The organism is Arsenicicoccus bolidensis DSM 15745, assembly GCF_000426385.1.
GTDB classification, from domain to species: domain Bacteria; phylum Actinomycetota; class Actinomycetes; order Actinomycetales; family Dermatophilaceae; genus Arsenicicoccus; species Arsenicicoccus bolidensis.
In genome coordinates, this window is record NZ_AUFG01000011.1 from 92741 (window position 1) to 107243 (window position 14503).

A 14503-nucleotide genomic window follows, 5' to 3' on the forward strand; every position below is an offset into this window, starting at 1 on the left:
GAGACTAGGGCGGCAACGCTTATGGGGTCAATAACTTCGGATTATGTCTCACGATCTGGTTTGCGGTATGCCGCAACCACCTGCACGTCGTCCCGGAACCCCACGGAGCGATAGAGCCGACCGGCGTCGTTGGTCGACTCGGTGACGATCACCCACTCGCGCGCCCCGCGCTCCGCCGCCCAGCGTGCCGCCACCCCCAGCAGGTGCCCCGCCAGGCCGCGCCGCCGGTGCTCGGCCACCGTCCCCACCGACTGGTAGCGCGCCCGCCGCCCCAGCGCGACGATCCCGAGGTCCGCCGCCAGCAGCCCGTCGTCCGTGAAGGCGCCGAAGAAGGCCGCGCTCCCCGCTGCCGCGAGGCGTCGTCGCGCGGCGATCTGCGCCACGGTGAACGCGTCGTGCTCGCGCGGGTCGTAGTCCCCGGTGCGGGCGTTCTCGTCGGCGGCGGCCCGGCGCACCTGGGCCCAGTCGTCTGGCAGCAGCGCCCGGACGGCATACCCCTCGGCCAGCGGCCGCTGCTCCGGCAGCTCGGTCGTCGTGAGGACGGCGTCGGTGCCGACCTCCAGCCCGTGCACGGCATAGGCAGCGGGGTGGGGGAGCCGCGGCAGCCCGAGCGCCACGTGCCCGGCCTGGGGGAACGCCCTGGCGAACACCTCGAGCCAGCGCCCCGCGTCGTCGGGGTCGCCGGTCGTCACGTGCACGTAGTTGCCCCAGTGGAAGTCGGGGTTGTGCGGCGAGCGCACGACGAGGTGGTCCGCGCCCACCTCGATCCGCGACCCCTGGAGCAGCAGGATCTCCAGGTCGGTGCGCGGCCCCGCCGCCAGTGCGCTGAGCATGCCCCTGACCCTAGGGCGCGAGGGGACGATCCGGTATGCCGACCGCCCGGCGTCTCGTCGTGGTGCTGCGCGGCGGCGAGGCGCGCGGGCCGTGAACTCACATGCACAACGACGCATCGGCGCAGGTCGCCTCATCGATCGGGCCCGTTGTGCGTGCGAGTCGCGGCAGGCAGCCGACCCGGGCCGGCGGCGGCCAGCGGGATCAGGCCATGGCCACGGCCTCGCGCACCAGGCCGTCGCTGGCGCGGACGGACGCCAGGGCCACGACGAAGGACCCGACGATCGATGCCGCGAACAGCACCAGCGCCCCGGCGTTGAAGGCCGTGGCGGCGGCCGGCGCCATCAGCAGGCCGCCCTGCAGCGTGGCCAGCCCGACGCCCACGGTGAGCGGCAGCGTGACCTCGCGGCGGCGCACGGCCCGCAGCTGCGACAGGGGAGTGCCGGCGAGGGCCTGCGCCTGCAGGGTGCCGCGCTGGTCGTAGACGCGGGTCGCGTGGACGACGCCGCTGGACGTCACGGCGACGAGCGCGAGGATCGTCAGGGCGACGGCGCACCCCGTGACGAGATCGTCGGCGAGGTGGGGCGTGGCCGGGTCCGGACGGGCGGAGAACGCCGAGGCCATCGCGCCGCCGCACGCCGCCACGATGACTCCGAGGCAGAGCGCGCCCACCGAGCGCCACGTCGTCTGGGGGTCGTCGGCGATGCGCCTGGCGGCGAGCAGGGTCGTGGGGCGGCGGGCCGCTCGGGCCGCGATCCGGGCGCTGACCTGCACGAACCACGGCCCGACGACGTTGACCGTCGCGACCATGGCGACCATCGCGAGCACAAGCACCCCGGTGCCGGCCTGCCCGAGCAGCTGGAAGCCCAGCGTCCAGACCGCTGCCACCACGAGGGCGAGGACGAGTCGCAGGACCGACTGCGCCCGAGGGGTATGCCGGGCCGCCACGCCCAACGGCGTCACGACGACGCGAGCCAGGGTCGACCCGGCGGCGCCCAGGGCGAGCAGGACCACGCCCAGCGCGACGGCGAGGACGATCGGGACGCCCAGCCACAGGTCCCCCGCCCCGAGCGCCCTTCCGTCGAAGCGGAGCAGCCCGACCGGGACCAGGGCGACGGCATAGGCGGCCACGCCTGCACCGGCACCGACGGCGGCCTGCATCCCCGCCTCGAGGAGAGTCAGCGCGGTGACCTGGCCCGACGTGGCTCCCGCCAGGCGCAGCGCGGCCAGGCGCTGGTCGCGGCGCGCGAGGGCCAGCCGGGCGGCAACGCCTCCGAGGGTCAGGATCGGCACGACCAGCAGGGCCGTCGCCACGACGGCGAGCACGACGTAGATCGCGGCGGGGTCGCCGACCTCCGGGTCCAGGCCGCCCGCCCGCCGCGCGAAGGCCTGCAGCCCGCCCGCCGTCACGAGCAGCGCGGCGGTCGCGACGGCGAAGGCCAGGACCGACAGCACCCCCGTCAGCGAGTCCTGGGCCTGGCGCCCGCGCGCGACCATCCGGGAGATCGTCCACACGGTGCGCAGCGACCCCACGCCCGACGTGCTCGCGCCTGCCCGCTGCGCACTCCTGCGGCGCGCGCTCATCGGGTCACCTCGTCGCTCTCGACGCGTCCGTCGCGCAGCCGCACGACGCGTCGGCACCAGCCGGCGACGTCCGGGTCGTGGGTGACGACCACGAGCGCCGCCCCCTGCGCCGCGCATGCCGTCGTCAGCAGGTGCATGACCTCCTGGCCGGTGGTCTGGTCGAGCGCGCCGGTCGGCTCGTCGGCGAAGACGACCCCCGGCGACCCGACGAGGGCCCGCGCGATCGCCACGCGCTGGGCCTGGCCGCCGGACAGCTCGCCCGGGCGGCGGCGCTCGAGTCCCTGCAGCCCCAGTGGCGCGAACCAGTCCCGGGCCCGCACCTCGGCCTGGCGCCGCGCGGTCCCCGCGAGCATGAGGGGCAGGGCGACGTTCTCGATGGCGGGGAGCTCGGGCAGCAGCTGCCCGGACTGGAAGACGAAGCCGAAGTCGCTGCGCCGCAACCGGCTGCGGGCCGCGTCGCCGAGCCGGGCGAGGTCCTTCCCCCGCCACGAGACGGTGCCCGAGGTCGGGGTGACGACCCCGGCGAGCAGGTGCAGCAGGGTCGTCTTGCCGGAGCCGGAGGGTCCCATGACGGCGACGGACGATCCCGGCGCGATGGCGAGGTCGACGCCGGCCAGGGCGGGTGGCGCCTCGTCCCGCGTGGGTCCGTAGGTCTTGACGAGCGCCCGGCCGACGAGCGCCGCCTCGGGGCTCTCGCTGCTCTCGGGGCTCCCGGTGCTCTTGCGGCTCTCGGGATGGTGGGTCTCGGCGCGTGGGGAGGTGGTGAGGTTCATGCCGTCGACCATCCCGAAGGCGCCGTGTCGCGGGCGTCGGACCACGGTGCCGACCTTTCGTCATACCGGGGTCTGAGCCGGAGGACCCACCGGAGGGGCCAGTGGGACCACGGGGGGACCAGCGGGGCGGAGGACTCCCGTAACCTTGGGCCTCATGGCTCGTCAGCGCACCCCCGAAGGTCCCCCTCCGCCTCCCGCGGTGCAGAAGATCCGGCTGCGCTACGCCAAGCGCGGGCGGCTGCGCTTCTCCTCGACCCGCGACTTCCAGCGGGCGCTCGAGCGGGCGCTGCGGCGGGCCGGCGTCCCGATGGCCTACTCCGCGGGCTTCCACCCGCACCCCAAGATCAGCTACGCCAACGCCGCGCCGACGGGCACCGCCAGCGAGGCGGAGTACTTCGAGATCTCCGTGACCGAGCCGGTCGAGCCATCCCGGGTCGCCGCCGCCCTCGACGAGGCCCTCCCGGACGGCATCGACGTCCTCGAGGCCGCCGACGCGCTGCCCGGGTCGCTCGCCGACCGGCTGCAGGCCTCGGAGTGGATCGTCGAGCTGCGCGGGCTCGACGCCGACCAGCGCGCTCAGGTCGAGCGGACCGTGTCGGCCTTCCTGGCGGCCGAGACGGTCGAGATCAGCCGTATGACGAAGAGCGGGAACCGCACCTTCGACGTCCGCTCGGCGGTGCTCGCCCTCGACCTGCAGGGTGCTGCGGGGCGGGCCGCGGCCAGCGGGGTCACCGTCAGCACGGATGCCCAGCTGCTGCGGGTGCTGCTGCGTCATACGACCCCGACGGTGCGACCCGACGACGTCATCACGGCGCTCGCCGCGACGGGGGAGGGCCTGCCGCAGGCCACCCCGCTGATGACCCGCCTGGTGCAAGGCCCCTGGTCAGAGGCGGACGCCACGGTCGGCGACCCGCTGCGCTGAGGGCCGACCGCGCCACGCCCGGTGGGCGGTCCCCGGGCCACCTGAGAGGTGGGGCGGGCGCGCTGTGCGATACTGCTAGAGGTCACGGTGCGACCCACTTCGTGCCGCTGACCCGACGACATCACGGCGACGTGCGGCGTCGCGACCGATCTGGTCGCCCGTCTCGCCCGACGACCGAGCCGACCGGCTCCGTCGACGTGATGGCGGCGGCACCACGTGAGTGACGCGCCTGGCGCGAGCCGCGCGGTGCAGCAGACGACTTCCGTCGTCGGGGCAACCTGCTCCGGTGACGACGACGACCGCGCACCACGCGGCGACGAGGCGCATCGCGCCGGCAGTGGGCGTGGCCTCGTGGTCGAGAAGGGAACGCCTCCGATGGCACCCGACAACGACACCTTCCCCGCCGACAACGCCGCCGAGGCCGCTGGGGCCACCGAGGGCGCAGAGACCTCGCCGTCCGAGCAGGCCGCCGAGCCTGCCGACACCACGGCGTCTGCGGAGACCACCGAGACCGCGGCGTCTGTTGAGACCACCGAGGCTGCGGCGCCCGCCAAGAAGGCCACCCGCGCCCGCAAGGCCGCCGCCACCAAGCGCGCGCCCCGCAAGGCCGCCAAGAAGGCGCCCGCCGCGGCCGCCGCCCCCAGCGACAGCGACTCCGGCGACAACGACTCCAGCGAGGCCAGCGCCGAGGCGCCCGCCGACGTCGCCGGCCAGGCGCACCGCCCCAGCATCAGCGACGCCGACGACCTGCTCGGCACCCCCGGCACCGATGCCGAGGAGGGCGACGCCCGCGCCGCCGTCGACGCCGTCACCGCTGCCGCGCCGGCCAAGAAGGCCGCCAAGCGCACCCGCCGGGCCACCAAGAAGGCCTCGGCCCCCTCCGTCACCGAGTCCGTCGCCGGCACCGACGCCGACGATGACGCGTATGACGCGCCCGGCCTCACCTCCGGGGTCCCGGACCACGCCGCCGAGCGCGCCGCCGCCCAGGCGGACGCCGTCGAGCAGGCCCCCGAGGTCGCCGCCGCAGCGGCTGACGTGGACGCCGACGACAGCGACGAGGAGGTCGTCGACATCGCCCTGGCCGTGCTCGACCAGGACCACCTCAACGACCTCATCAACGAGCTGCCAGTCCGCTCCGCCGACGACTCCGCCGAGCCGACCGTGTCGCCGTTCGGCCTGCTGTTCCAGGCGCCGGACCCCACGGTGGCCCGCCGCTCGCGGCGCGCCACCTCGCCGAGCGTCGACCCCTCCACCATCCAGCGCGACGAGTCCGACGACGCACAGGGTGCGCAGGACGACACCGACGACCTCGACGACTCGGGCTACGGCCGGCCTCGTGGCCGCGTCTCGCGCTCGCGGGACGAGCGGGACCTGCGTGGCCGGGACTCCCGTGGCCGCGACCTGCAGGACGACGCCGATGTGCAGGGCGGGCGTGGTGTTCAGGGCGACGACGACCGTGCCGAGCGGGACGAGCAGGACGACGACCAGGGTCCGCGCCGTCGCCGTCGCGGCGGCAAGGGCCGTCGCGGTCGCTCGGGCTCCGACGACCGTGGGGACGACCGGGGCGCCTCTGACGAGCAGGCCGACGGCGACGACGACAGCGCTGACCGCGGCGGCCGAGGTCGCCCCGGCGACCGTCACGACCGCCAGGTCGACGACGACACGACCAACACGACCGACACGACCGACACGACCGACGCAGACGACACCGACGACCAGGGCGACGACGGCGAGCAGTCCGGGGGATCCCGCCGCTCGCGCCGCCGCCGCGGCCGTGGTCGCTCCGGCGGACGCGCGGACTCCGACGGCGAGGACCGCAGCGACGACAAGGGCGACGACGAGTCGGACGACTCCGATGACGGCCGCAGCTCCCGCAACGGCCGGGACGACCAGGGCGAGGACGACGACGACTCGTCGAGCTCCTCGCGTCGGCGTCGCCGCCGTCGTCGCTCCGGCTCCGGCGGTGGCGACGAGGACCCGCCCGGCACCGTGACCAAGGTCCGCGAGTCGCGCCGCTCCGAGTCCGCCACGGGCATCAAGGGGTCGACCCGCCTGGAGGCCAAGAAGCAGCGCCGTCGCGAGGGCCGCGAGGCTGGGCGTCGCCGCACGATCATCACCGAGGCCGAGTTCCTCGCCCGCCGCGAGAGCGTCGAGCGCACGATGGTCGTCCGTGACAGCGGCGACCGCACCCAGATCGCGGTGCTCGAGGACGGCGTCCTCGTGGAGCACTACGTCTCGCGGGAGCAGTCGGCCAGCTCGACCAGCATCGCGGGCAACATCTATCTCGGGCGCGTGCAGAACGTCCTGCCGTCGATGGAGGCCGCCTTCGTCGACATCGGCAAGGGCCGCAACGCCGTCCTCTACGCCGGCGAGGTCAACTGGGACGCCGCCGGCCTCGAGAACGGCCAGCCGCGCCGCATCGAGAACGCCCTCAAGTCCGGCCAGACCGTCCTGGTCCAGGCCACCAAGGACCCGATGGGTCACAAGGGTGCCCGCCTGACCTCGCAGATCTCGCTGCCCGGCCGCTACCTGGTCTTCGTGCCCGGCAGCTCGATGACCGGCATCAGCCGCAAGCTGCCCGACACCGAGCGGGCCCGCCTCAAGCGGATCCTCAAGGACGTCATGCCCGCCGACGCCGGCGTGATCGTCCGCACCGCCGCCGAGGGGGCCAGCGAGCAGGAGCTGCGCGCCGACGTCGCCCGCCTGACCGCGATGTGGGACGACATCCAGACCAAGGCCGGCGCCCGCGGCACCAACGCCCCCGCGCTGCTCCACGGCGAGCCGGACCTCACCGTCCGGGTGATCCGCGACGTCTTCAACGAGGACTTCAGCTCGCTGGTCGTGTCCGGCCCCGAGGTCTGGGAGACCGTGAGCTCGTATGTCGAGTCCGTGGCCCTCGACCTCGCCCCGCGCCTCACGCGCTGGACCGGCGACAAGGACGTCTTCGTCGAGCACCGCGTCGACGAGCAGCTCGCCAAGGCGATGGACCGCAAGGTCTGGCTGCCGTCCGGCGGCTCCCTGGTCATCGACCGCACCGAGGCGATGACCGTGGTCGACGTCAACACCGGCAAGTTCGTCGGTCAGGGCGGCAATCTCGAGGAGACCGTCACCAAGAACAACATCGAGGCGGCCGAGGAGATCGTGCGCCAGCTGCGGCTGCGCGACATCGGCGGCATCATCGTCGTGGACTTCATCGACATGGTGCTGGAGTCCAACCGCGACCTGGTCGTGCGTCGACTGGTCGAGTGCCTGGGTCGCGACCGCACCAAGCACCAGGTCGCCGAGGTCACCTCGCTCGGGCTGGTCCAGATGACCCGAAAGCGGGTCGGGACCGGGCTCATCGAGTCCTTCTCCACCACGTGCGAGCACTGCAACGGCCGCGGGATCCTCATCTCGTCCACGCCGGTCGCGCCCGGCACCGAGTCCGGTGTCGACCACTCCCACGACCAGGGCGGACGCCGTGGTCGCAAGGGCAATGGCGGCAACGGATCCGGCAACGGCGGCTCCAGCAACGGCTCGAACGGGTCCAACAACGGTGGGTCCGGCAACGGCGGGTCCAACGGGTCCAACGGCAACGGACGGGGACGGGACGACGCGGCCAAGGCCGAGGACTCCGGCCCGACGCCGGCCCAGATCGCGGCGGCCGCACACGCAGCGGCGATGGCGGCCTCCAAGGCCGTCGTCGACGACGAGCAGCCGGCCTCGCCCGACGAGGTCGCGCGGGCGATCGACGACGCCATGGCCTCGGTCCTGGGCGACGAGCCGGACGCGGCTGCCGCTCCGGTCGGCGCCGTCTCCGACGCCTCCGACGCCACCGGCGTCACCGACGCTCCTGAGGAGGAGCGCCCCGCCCGGGGCCGCCGCTCCGCCCGCAAGGGCCGCGCCTCCAAGGCCGCTGCTGGCGCGCCCGCTCCGGCACCCGTGCCGGCATCGACCCCCGCCGAGGCCGGCCCCGCCGCCACCCCGGCAGGGGAGCCCGACGCCGGCGACGAGGCCGCTCCCGGATCCGACGCCGAGTCGGCCGCCAACGCCGCCGACGACGCCGCGGCGAGCACCGACCACCCCGGCCTCGGCTGGGGTCCCGAGGACACCTCCGGCACCGGCAGCTCCGACCCCGGCAGGTCCGGGGCGGGCACCTCCGGCGCCGGGTGGGGCTCGGACAGCGTCGTCGGCGACGTCGACGCCCCGGTCGAGGCGATCGCGGCAGCGACGTCCTTGCCCGAGGCGGCCCACGAGTCGCCCGCCGAGGCAGAGGCCACGCCCGAGCCCGAGAAGCGCCCCCGGCGACGCCGCGGTCGCGTGGTCGCCCCCGCGGGTCCGCCGAAGCCCCTCGAGACGGGCGGTTCGGCATACGAGCCGGTCGGCCGCGGGGAGGACACCGGCGACACAGAGAGCACTGGGGCCCCGAGCACCGAGGCCTCCGAGGGGACTCCGCAGGCCTGACCCGCCACGGCCCGCGGACGGGGCCGGCAGCGGGACCAGCAGCACGAACCGCCGGGGCGGGGGAGCGAGGCCAGGATTTGGCCGCAGCGCCCCCGCCCCGGTAGTCTGATACGTCGGTGCGTCCACCGTCCCCCGCGTTGCCCAGGCGAAGTGCCAGGCGCGATCGGAGGCCGGTCACGAAGCGACGACCGGTTTCACATCCTCATCAAGAGAGCGAGTCTGCAACGTGTACGCGATTGTTCGCGCAGGCGGGCGCCAGGAGAAGGTCTCCGTGGGCGACGTCCTCATCGTCGACAAGGTGACCACCAAGCCTGGTGAGTCCTTCGAGCTCCAGCCCCTCCTCCTCGTCGACGGTTCCACCGTCACGAGCGATGCGGCGCAGCTGGCCAAGATCAAGGTGACGGCCGAGGTCGTCAAGGCCACCAAGGGCCCCAAGATCACGATCATGAAGTACAAGAACAAGACGGGCTACCGCAAGCGCCAGGGTCACCGTCAGCCGACCACCCAGATCAAGGTCACCGCGATCGAGGCCTGAGCCTCATCGCCCCACAGCTCACGCAGACACGAAGGCAGGCTTAGTCATGGCACACAAGAAGGGTGCATCCAGCTCCAAGAACGGTCGCGACTCGAACGCTCAGCGCCTCGGCGTCAAGCGCTTCGGCGGCCAGGAGGTCAACGCCGGCGAGATCATCGTCCGCCAGCGCGGCACGCACTTCCACCCCGGCGCCAACGTCGGCCGCGGCAAGGACGACACGCTGTTCGCCCTCGCTGCCGGTGCCGTCGAGTTCGGTACCAAGCGCGGCCGCAAGGTCGTCAACATCGTCGCCGGCGAGTGACGCACCGCTGAGCATCTGCTCAGCACACACACATGTTTGCGCGAGGGTGCAGGCCACGAGCCTGCACCCTCGCGTGGTTTCACTGCTGACGAGAGAAGGACCAGGGACATGGCGAGCTTCGTCGACCGGGTGACGCTGCACGTGCAGGCGGGCAACGGTGGTCACGGCGTGGCCTCCGTCCACCGCGAGAAGTTCAAGCCGCTCGGTGGCCCCGACGGCGGCAACGGCGGTCGCGGCGGATCGGTCGTGCTGCGGGTCGACCCGCAGAAGACCACGCTCCTGGACTACCACCACACCCCGCACCGCAAGGCCGGCAACGGCAAGCCGGGCGAGGGTGCCGAGCGCAACGGTGCTGACGGCGACGACCTGGTGCTGGGCGTGCCGCAGGGCACCGTCGTCAAGGACAAGCAGGGCCGGCTGCTCGCCGACCTCGTCGAGATGGGCGGGGAGTATGTCGTCGCCCAGGGCGGTCGCGGCGGTCTCGGCAACAAGGCGCTGGCGTCCACCCGGCGCAAGGCTCCCGGCTTCGCCCTGCTGGGTGAGCCCGGCGACGAGCACGACGTCGTGCTGGAGCTCAAGACGCTCGCCGACGTCGCGCTGATCGGCTTCCCCTCCGCGGGCAAGTCCTCGCTGGTCTCCGTCCTGTCCAGCGCCCGCCCCAAGATCGCGGACTACCCCTTCACCACGCTGGTGCCCAACCTCGGCGTCGTGACGGCGGGCTCCGCGCGCTACACGGTCGCCGACGTGCCCGGGCTGATCCCCGGGGCGCACGAGGGCAAGGGCCTCGGCCTGGAGTTCCTGCGCCACGTCGAGCGCTGCTCGGTGCTGGTGCACGTCGTGGACTGCGCCACCCTCGAGCCCGACCGCGACCCGATGTCCGACCTCGAGGCGATCGAGCGCGAGCTCAGCCTCTACGTCCCCGACGAGACGCTCGGTGGCAAGGCCCTGACCGAGCGCACCCGCATCGTCGTGCTCAACAAGGCCGACGTCCCCGAGGCCGAGGAGCTCGCCGAGTTCGTCAAGCCCGACCTGGAGGCTCGCGGCCTCGAGGTGCATGTCGTCTCCGCGGTGGCCCGCACCGGTCTCAAGGAGCTGACCTACGCCCTGGCGCGCCACGTCGAGGCGGCCCGCGCCGAGGTGGAGCAGGTCGAGACGCGGCGCGTCGTCATACGCCCCAAGGCCGTCGACGACACCGGCTTCGTCGTCCGCAAGGAGAACACCTCCGACGGGGTCATCTATCGCGTCGTCGGCGACCGGCCCGCGCGCTGGGTCCGTCAGACCGACTTCAGCAACGACGAGGCCGTCGGCTACCTCGCCGACCGGCTCAACCGGCTGGGTGTCGAGGAGCAGCTGTTCAAGGTCGGCGCGGTCGCCGGCGACACGGTCGTGATCGGCGCCGAGGACGACGCGGTCGTCTTCGACTGGGAGCCGACGCTGGCCGCCGGCGCCGAGCTGCTCGGCCGCCGCGGCACCGACCTGCGGCTCGAGCAGGCCGAGGGGGCCCGCCGAGCCACCCGCGCCGAGAAGCGCGACGAGCTCGCCGACCTCAAGGCCGCCCGCCGCAAGACCGCCGCCGAGCTGGACGCCGAGCGACGCTCGGGCCACTGGGCGACGCTGCGCGACGAGGACTGACCTGCCGTGGCCGAGAGCGCTGGGAGCGGCGGCACCCGCGAGCGGATCGCCGACGCCGAGCGGATCGTCGTCAAGGTGGGGTCGTCCTCGCTGACCGGCGGGGACGGAGACCTGGACGACCTGGCCATCGGCCGGCTGGTGGACGCGCTGGCCCGACGCTGGCGCGACGGCGCGCAGGTCGTGCTCGTCTCGTCGGGGGCTATCGCCGCCGGGCTCAACCCGCTCGCGCTGCCCAAGCGCCCCCGCGACCTGGCCACCCAGCAGGCCGCCGCGGCGGTGGGGCAGGGCGCCCTGATGGCGGCCTACACCACGAGTTTCGGGCGGCACGGGGCCCGCGTCGGGCAGGTGCTGCTGACCGAGATGGACGTGACGCGGCGCTCGCACTACGTCAACGCGCGACGCACCCTGGTGCGGCTGCTGCACCTCGGCGTCGTGCCCGTCGTCAACGAGAACGACTCGGTGGCCACGCAGGAGATCCGCTTCGGCGACAACGACCGGCTCGCGGCCCTCGTCGCGCACCTGGTCAAGGCCGACGCCCTGGTGCTGCTCTCCGACGTCGACGCGCTGTATGACGGACCGCCGTCGCGCCCCGGCGCCCGCCGGATCCCGGTGGTGCGCGGCGAGGCGGACCTGGCGGACGTCGTCATCCGTGGCTCCGGCAGCAAGGTCGGCACCGGCGGCATGACGACCAAGATCGAGGCCGCCCGCATCGCCACCGGCGCCGGCATCCCCGCGCTGGTGACGTCGGCCGCGCTGGCGGCGGAGGCGCTGGGCGGCGAGGACGTGGGGACGGTCTTCGAGGCGCCGGAGGTGCGTCCGCGGGGCCGCCTGCTGTGGCTGCGGCACGCGTCGACGGCACGGGGTCGGCTCGAGCTGGACGCGGGGGCCGTGGACGCCGTCGTGAGCCACCGCCGTTCGCTGCTCCCCGCCGGGATCGTGGGCGTGAGCGGCAGCTTCGACGAGGGGGATGCGGTGGACCTGGTCGCGCCGGACGGGCGCGTGGTGGGGCGCGGGCTGGTCAACTACGCGTCGTCCGAGCTGCCCGCGATGCTCGGCCGCAGCACCCACGATCTCGGCGACGAGCTGGGGGAGCAGTACCGTCGCGAGGTCATCCACCGCGACGACCTCGCCCTCCTCTGACCCGCCGCCGGTAAAGGCATCGACCGGCCTTCGTTCCCCAGGCTGATGCCTCTGCCGCCGGTAAAGGCATCGACCGGCCTTCGTTCCACCGGCTGATGCACCTACCTCAGGTAGGCGCATCGACCCGGGTTGGACGAGACGGCGGCGGCGTCATACGAGCCGGTGCGGTTTGATGGAGCCATGACAGCCCAGCCCGCCACGTCCATCGATCCCGGTGCCCGCGAGCTCGTCTCGGGGCTCGCCGCACGTGCCCGCGCCGCCGCCCGCGAGCTGGCGCTGCTGCCGCGCGGCCGCAAGGACGAGGCGCTGCGCGCCATGGCCGACGCGCTCGTCGCCGCCACCGACCGCATCGTCGAGGCCAACACCATCGACGTCGAGCGCGAGTCCGCGGCGGGCACCCGGGCCAACCTGCTGGACCGCCTCACCCTCACCGAAGCCCGGGTCGCCGCGGCCGCCCAGGGCCTGCGCGACGTCGCCGGCCTGCCCGACCCCGTCGGCGACGTCGTCCGCGGCAGCACCACGCCGACCGGGTTGCAGGTCAGGCAGGTTCGCGTGCCGATGGGTGTCGTGGGCATGATCTACGAGGCGCGCCCCAACGTCACCGTCGACGCCGCCGGCCTGGCGCTCAAGTCCGGCAACGCGGCCATCCTGCGCGGCGGCAGCGCGGCGGAGCACACCAACCGCGTCCTCGTCGAGATCCTCCGCGAGACCCTGCGCACCCTCGGGCGCAACCCCGACGCCGTCCAGCTGCTCGACGCGCCCGGCCACGACGCCGTGCGCGCTCTGATGACCGCCCGCGGGGAGGTCGACCTCCTCATCCCGCGCGGGGGAGCGGGTCTGATCCAGACCGTCGTGACCGAGTCGACCGTCCCCACGATCGAGACGGGGGTGGGCAACTGCCACGTGTATGTCGACGCCGGCGCCGACCTAGAGATGGCGGAACGCATCACCCTCAACTCCAAGACCCACCGCACCAGCGTCTGCAACTCAGCCGAGTCGCTGCTGGTGCACGAGGCCGTCGCCGACCAGGCCCTGCCCCGGATCCTGCGATCCCTTGGACAGGAGGGCGTCGTCATCCACGCCGACCCGGCTCTCAAGGACGTGACCGAGCAGGCGGGGGCGCGCTGGGTGGAGGCGACCGACGAGGACTGGGCGGTGGAGTACCTCTCGTTGGACATGGCGGTCCGCGTCGTGCCCTCCCTCGAGGAGGCGATCGAGCACGTGCGCCGCTGGTCGAGCGGTCACACGGATGCCATCGTCACCGACGACCGCTCTGCGGCACGGCGATTCGTCGACGAGGTGGACTCGGCCGCGGTGATGGTCAACGCCAGCACGAGGTTCACCGACGGCGCTGAGCTGGGCTTCGGCGCCGAGATCGGCATCTCCACCCAGAAGCTCCACGCCCGCGGCCCCATGGCCCTCGAGGAGCTGACGAGCACCAAGTGGGTCGTGGAGGGCGACGGACAGGTCCGCGTCTGACGGCGCGATCTGCACGCCCCGGCGCCGTGGTTCCTCTAGGTTGGTGCCATTCGACGATGAGAGGACGTGCCGCACGTGGAGGGTCACGAGGTCCGCAAGCTGGCCAGGCTGGAGGACGCGCACTGGTGGTACCGCGAGCGGAGGCACATCCTCGCTCGCCTGATCTCCGGTATGACGCCCGGCCGGGCCCTGGACATCGGGGCCGCCGGGGGAGGCAACACCCGCGTGCTGATCGAGCACGGGTGGCAGGCCGTGGCGCTGGAATACACCCAGGACGGCGCGCTGGCAGCGGACGAGCGCTCGGTGCCGGTGATGCGGGCCGACGCGACGAACCTACCGGTCGAGGCCGGGTCGCTGGACCTCGTCATGGCCTTCGACCTGCTCGAGCACCTGGTGGAGCACGACGCCTGCGTGCAGGAGGTGCACCGGGTGCTCAAGCCGGGCGCTCCGTTCCTCGTGGCCGTGCCCGTCGACCCCAAGCTCTGGTCCGACCACGACGTCGCGGTGGGTCACGTGCGGCGCTATCACCGCGCCGAGATCCTGGACCTGCTGCAGCGCAACGGTTTCGAGATCGAGCGGCGCTTTGCCTGGAACGTCCTGCTGCGGCCGGTCGTGTCGATGCGTCGCCGCACGAGCCAGGGCAGCGACCTGCAGGACACCCACTGGGCGGTCAACGCGGCGCTGCGGGCGGTCATCACCGTGGAGCGTTACCTGCCGGTCAAGGACTTGCCGGGGGTCAGCGAGTTCGTCGTCGCGCGTCGGCGCTGATGCCCCTACCCCCGGCGGGATCATCAGCCTGGGGGACGAAGCCCGGCTGATTGCCCCTACCCCCGGCGGGATCATCAGCCTGGGGGACGAAGCCC

The 14503-nt window shown here is 73.6% G+C and carries 11 protein-coding genes; 8 read left to right on the forward strand and 3 right to left on the reverse strand.

What is annotated here, in order from left to right:
* Nucleotides 1-41: 41 nt before the first annotated feature.
* The 3 genes from K313_RS0108355 to K313_RS0108365 form a co-directional block, all read right to left on the reverse strand.
* Nucleotides 42-833: a GNAT family N-acetyltransferase gene (locus K313_RS0108355; RefSeq protein ID WP_029211240.1), complete on the reverse strand. Its 792-nt coding sequence runs from the start codon at nt 831-833 to the stop codon at nt 42-44.
* Nucleotides 834-1035: 202 nt separating this feature from the next.
* Nucleotides 1036-2415 carry a hypothetical protein gene (locus K313_RS0108360; RefSeq protein ID WP_156911244.1) on the reverse strand — a complete coding sequence of 460 codons (1380 nt, stop codon included), beginning with the start codon at nt 2413-2415 and terminating at the stop codon, nt 1036-1038.
* Nucleotides 2412-3188 carry an ABC transporter ATP-binding protein gene (locus tag K313_RS0108365; protein ID WP_084412615.1) on the reverse strand — a complete coding sequence of 259 codons (777 nt, stop codon included), beginning with the start codon at nt 3186-3188 and terminating at the stop codon, nt 2412-2414. Before K313_RS0108365 ends, K313_RS0108360 begins: the two co-directional genes overlap by 4 nt.
* 154 nt (nt 3189-3342) lie before the next feature.
* Between K313_RS0108365 and K313_RS0108370 the strand changes: the two genes are divergently transcribed.
* The 8 genes from K313_RS0108370 to K313_RS0108405 all read left to right on the forward strand — a co-directional run bounded on the left by K313_RS0108370 (nt 3343) and on the right by K313_RS0108405 (nt 14408).
* Nucleotides 3343-4110: a TIGR03936 family radical SAM-associated protein gene (locus tag K313_RS0108370; protein WP_084412603.1), complete on the forward strand. Its 768-nt coding sequence runs from the start codon at nt 3343-3345 to the stop codon at nt 4108-4110.
* 375 nt (nt 4111-4485) lie between these two features.
* Nucleotides 4486-8553, forward strand: a complete 4068-nt coding sequence (locus K313_RS24190) for an Rne/Rng family ribonuclease (RefSeq protein WP_029211244.1) — start codon at nt 4486-4488, stop codon at nt 8551-8553.
* Between the two features lie 226 nt (nt 8554-8779).
* A complete protein-coding gene (rplU, locus tag K313_RS0108380) occupies nt 8780-9088 on the forward strand; it encodes a 50S ribosomal protein L21 (RefSeq protein WP_029211245.1) in 309 nt (102 codons plus the stop codon).
* Between the two features lie 46 nt (nt 9089-9134).
* Nucleotides 9135-9389: a 50S ribosomal protein L27 gene (gene rpmA, locus K313_RS0108385; protein ID WP_019284283.1), complete on the forward strand. Its 255-nt coding sequence runs from the start codon at nt 9135-9137 to the stop codon at nt 9387-9389.
* 108 nt (nt 9390-9497) lie between these two features.
* A complete protein-coding gene (gene obgE / locus K313_RS0108390) occupies nt 9498-11021 on the forward strand; it encodes a GTPase ObgE (protein ID WP_029211246.1) in 1524 nt (507 codons plus the stop codon).
* Between the two features lie 6 nt (nt 11022-11027).
* Nucleotides 11028-12161, forward strand: a complete 1134-nt coding sequence (proB, locus tag K313_RS0108395; protein ID WP_029211247.1) for a glutamate 5-kinase — start codon at nt 11028-11030, stop codon at nt 12159-12161.
* 180 nt (nt 12162-12341) lie between these two features.
* On the forward strand, nt 12342-13640 hold the full coding sequence (locus K313_RS0108400) for a glutamate-5-semialdehyde dehydrogenase (protein WP_029211248.1): 1299 nt from the start codon (nt 12342-12344) through the stop codon (nt 13638-13640).
* Nucleotides 13641-13706: 66 nt separating this feature from the next.
* The gene (locus K313_RS0108405; RefSeq protein ID WP_240483959.1) at nt 13707-14408 is read left to right on the forward strand and encodes a class I SAM-dependent methyltransferase; all 702 of its coding nucleotides are present in this window, start codon (nt 13707-13709) and stop codon (nt 14406-14408) included.
* Nucleotides 14409-14503: the final 95 nt, after the last annotated feature.

Coding starts and splice junctions, on each gene's coding strand:
- K313_RS0108360 (WP_156911244.1), bottom strand. CDS start 2,415: ATGAGCGCGCGCCGCAGGAGTGCGCAGCGGGCAGGCGCGAGCACGTCG.
- K313_RS0108400 (WP_029211248.1), top strand. CDS start 12,342: ATGACAGCCCAGCCCGCCACGTCCATCGATCCCGGTGCCCGCGAGCTC.
- K313_RS0108355 (WP_029211240.1), bottom strand. CDS start 833: ATGCTCAGCGCACTGGCGGCGGGGCCGCGCACCGACCTGGAGATCCTG.
- K313_RS0108370 (WP_084412603.1), top strand. CDS start 3,343: ATGGCTCGTCAGCGCACCCCCGAAGGTCCCCCTCCGCCTCCCGCGGTG.
- K313_RS24190 (WP_029211244.1), top strand. CDS start 4,486: ATGGCACCCGACAACGACACCTTCCCCGCCGACAACGCCGCCGAGGCC.
- K313_RS0108365 (WP_084412615.1), bottom strand. CDS start 3,188: ATGAACCTCACCACCTCCCCACGCGCCGAGACCCACCATCCCGAGAGC.
- obgE (WP_029211246.1), top strand. CDS start 9,498: ATGGCGAGCTTCGTCGACCGGGTGACGCTGCACGTGCAGGCGGGCAAC.
- rpmA (WP_019284283.1), top strand. CDS start 9,135: ATGGCACACAAGAAGGGTGCATCCAGCTCCAAGAACGGTCGCGACTCG.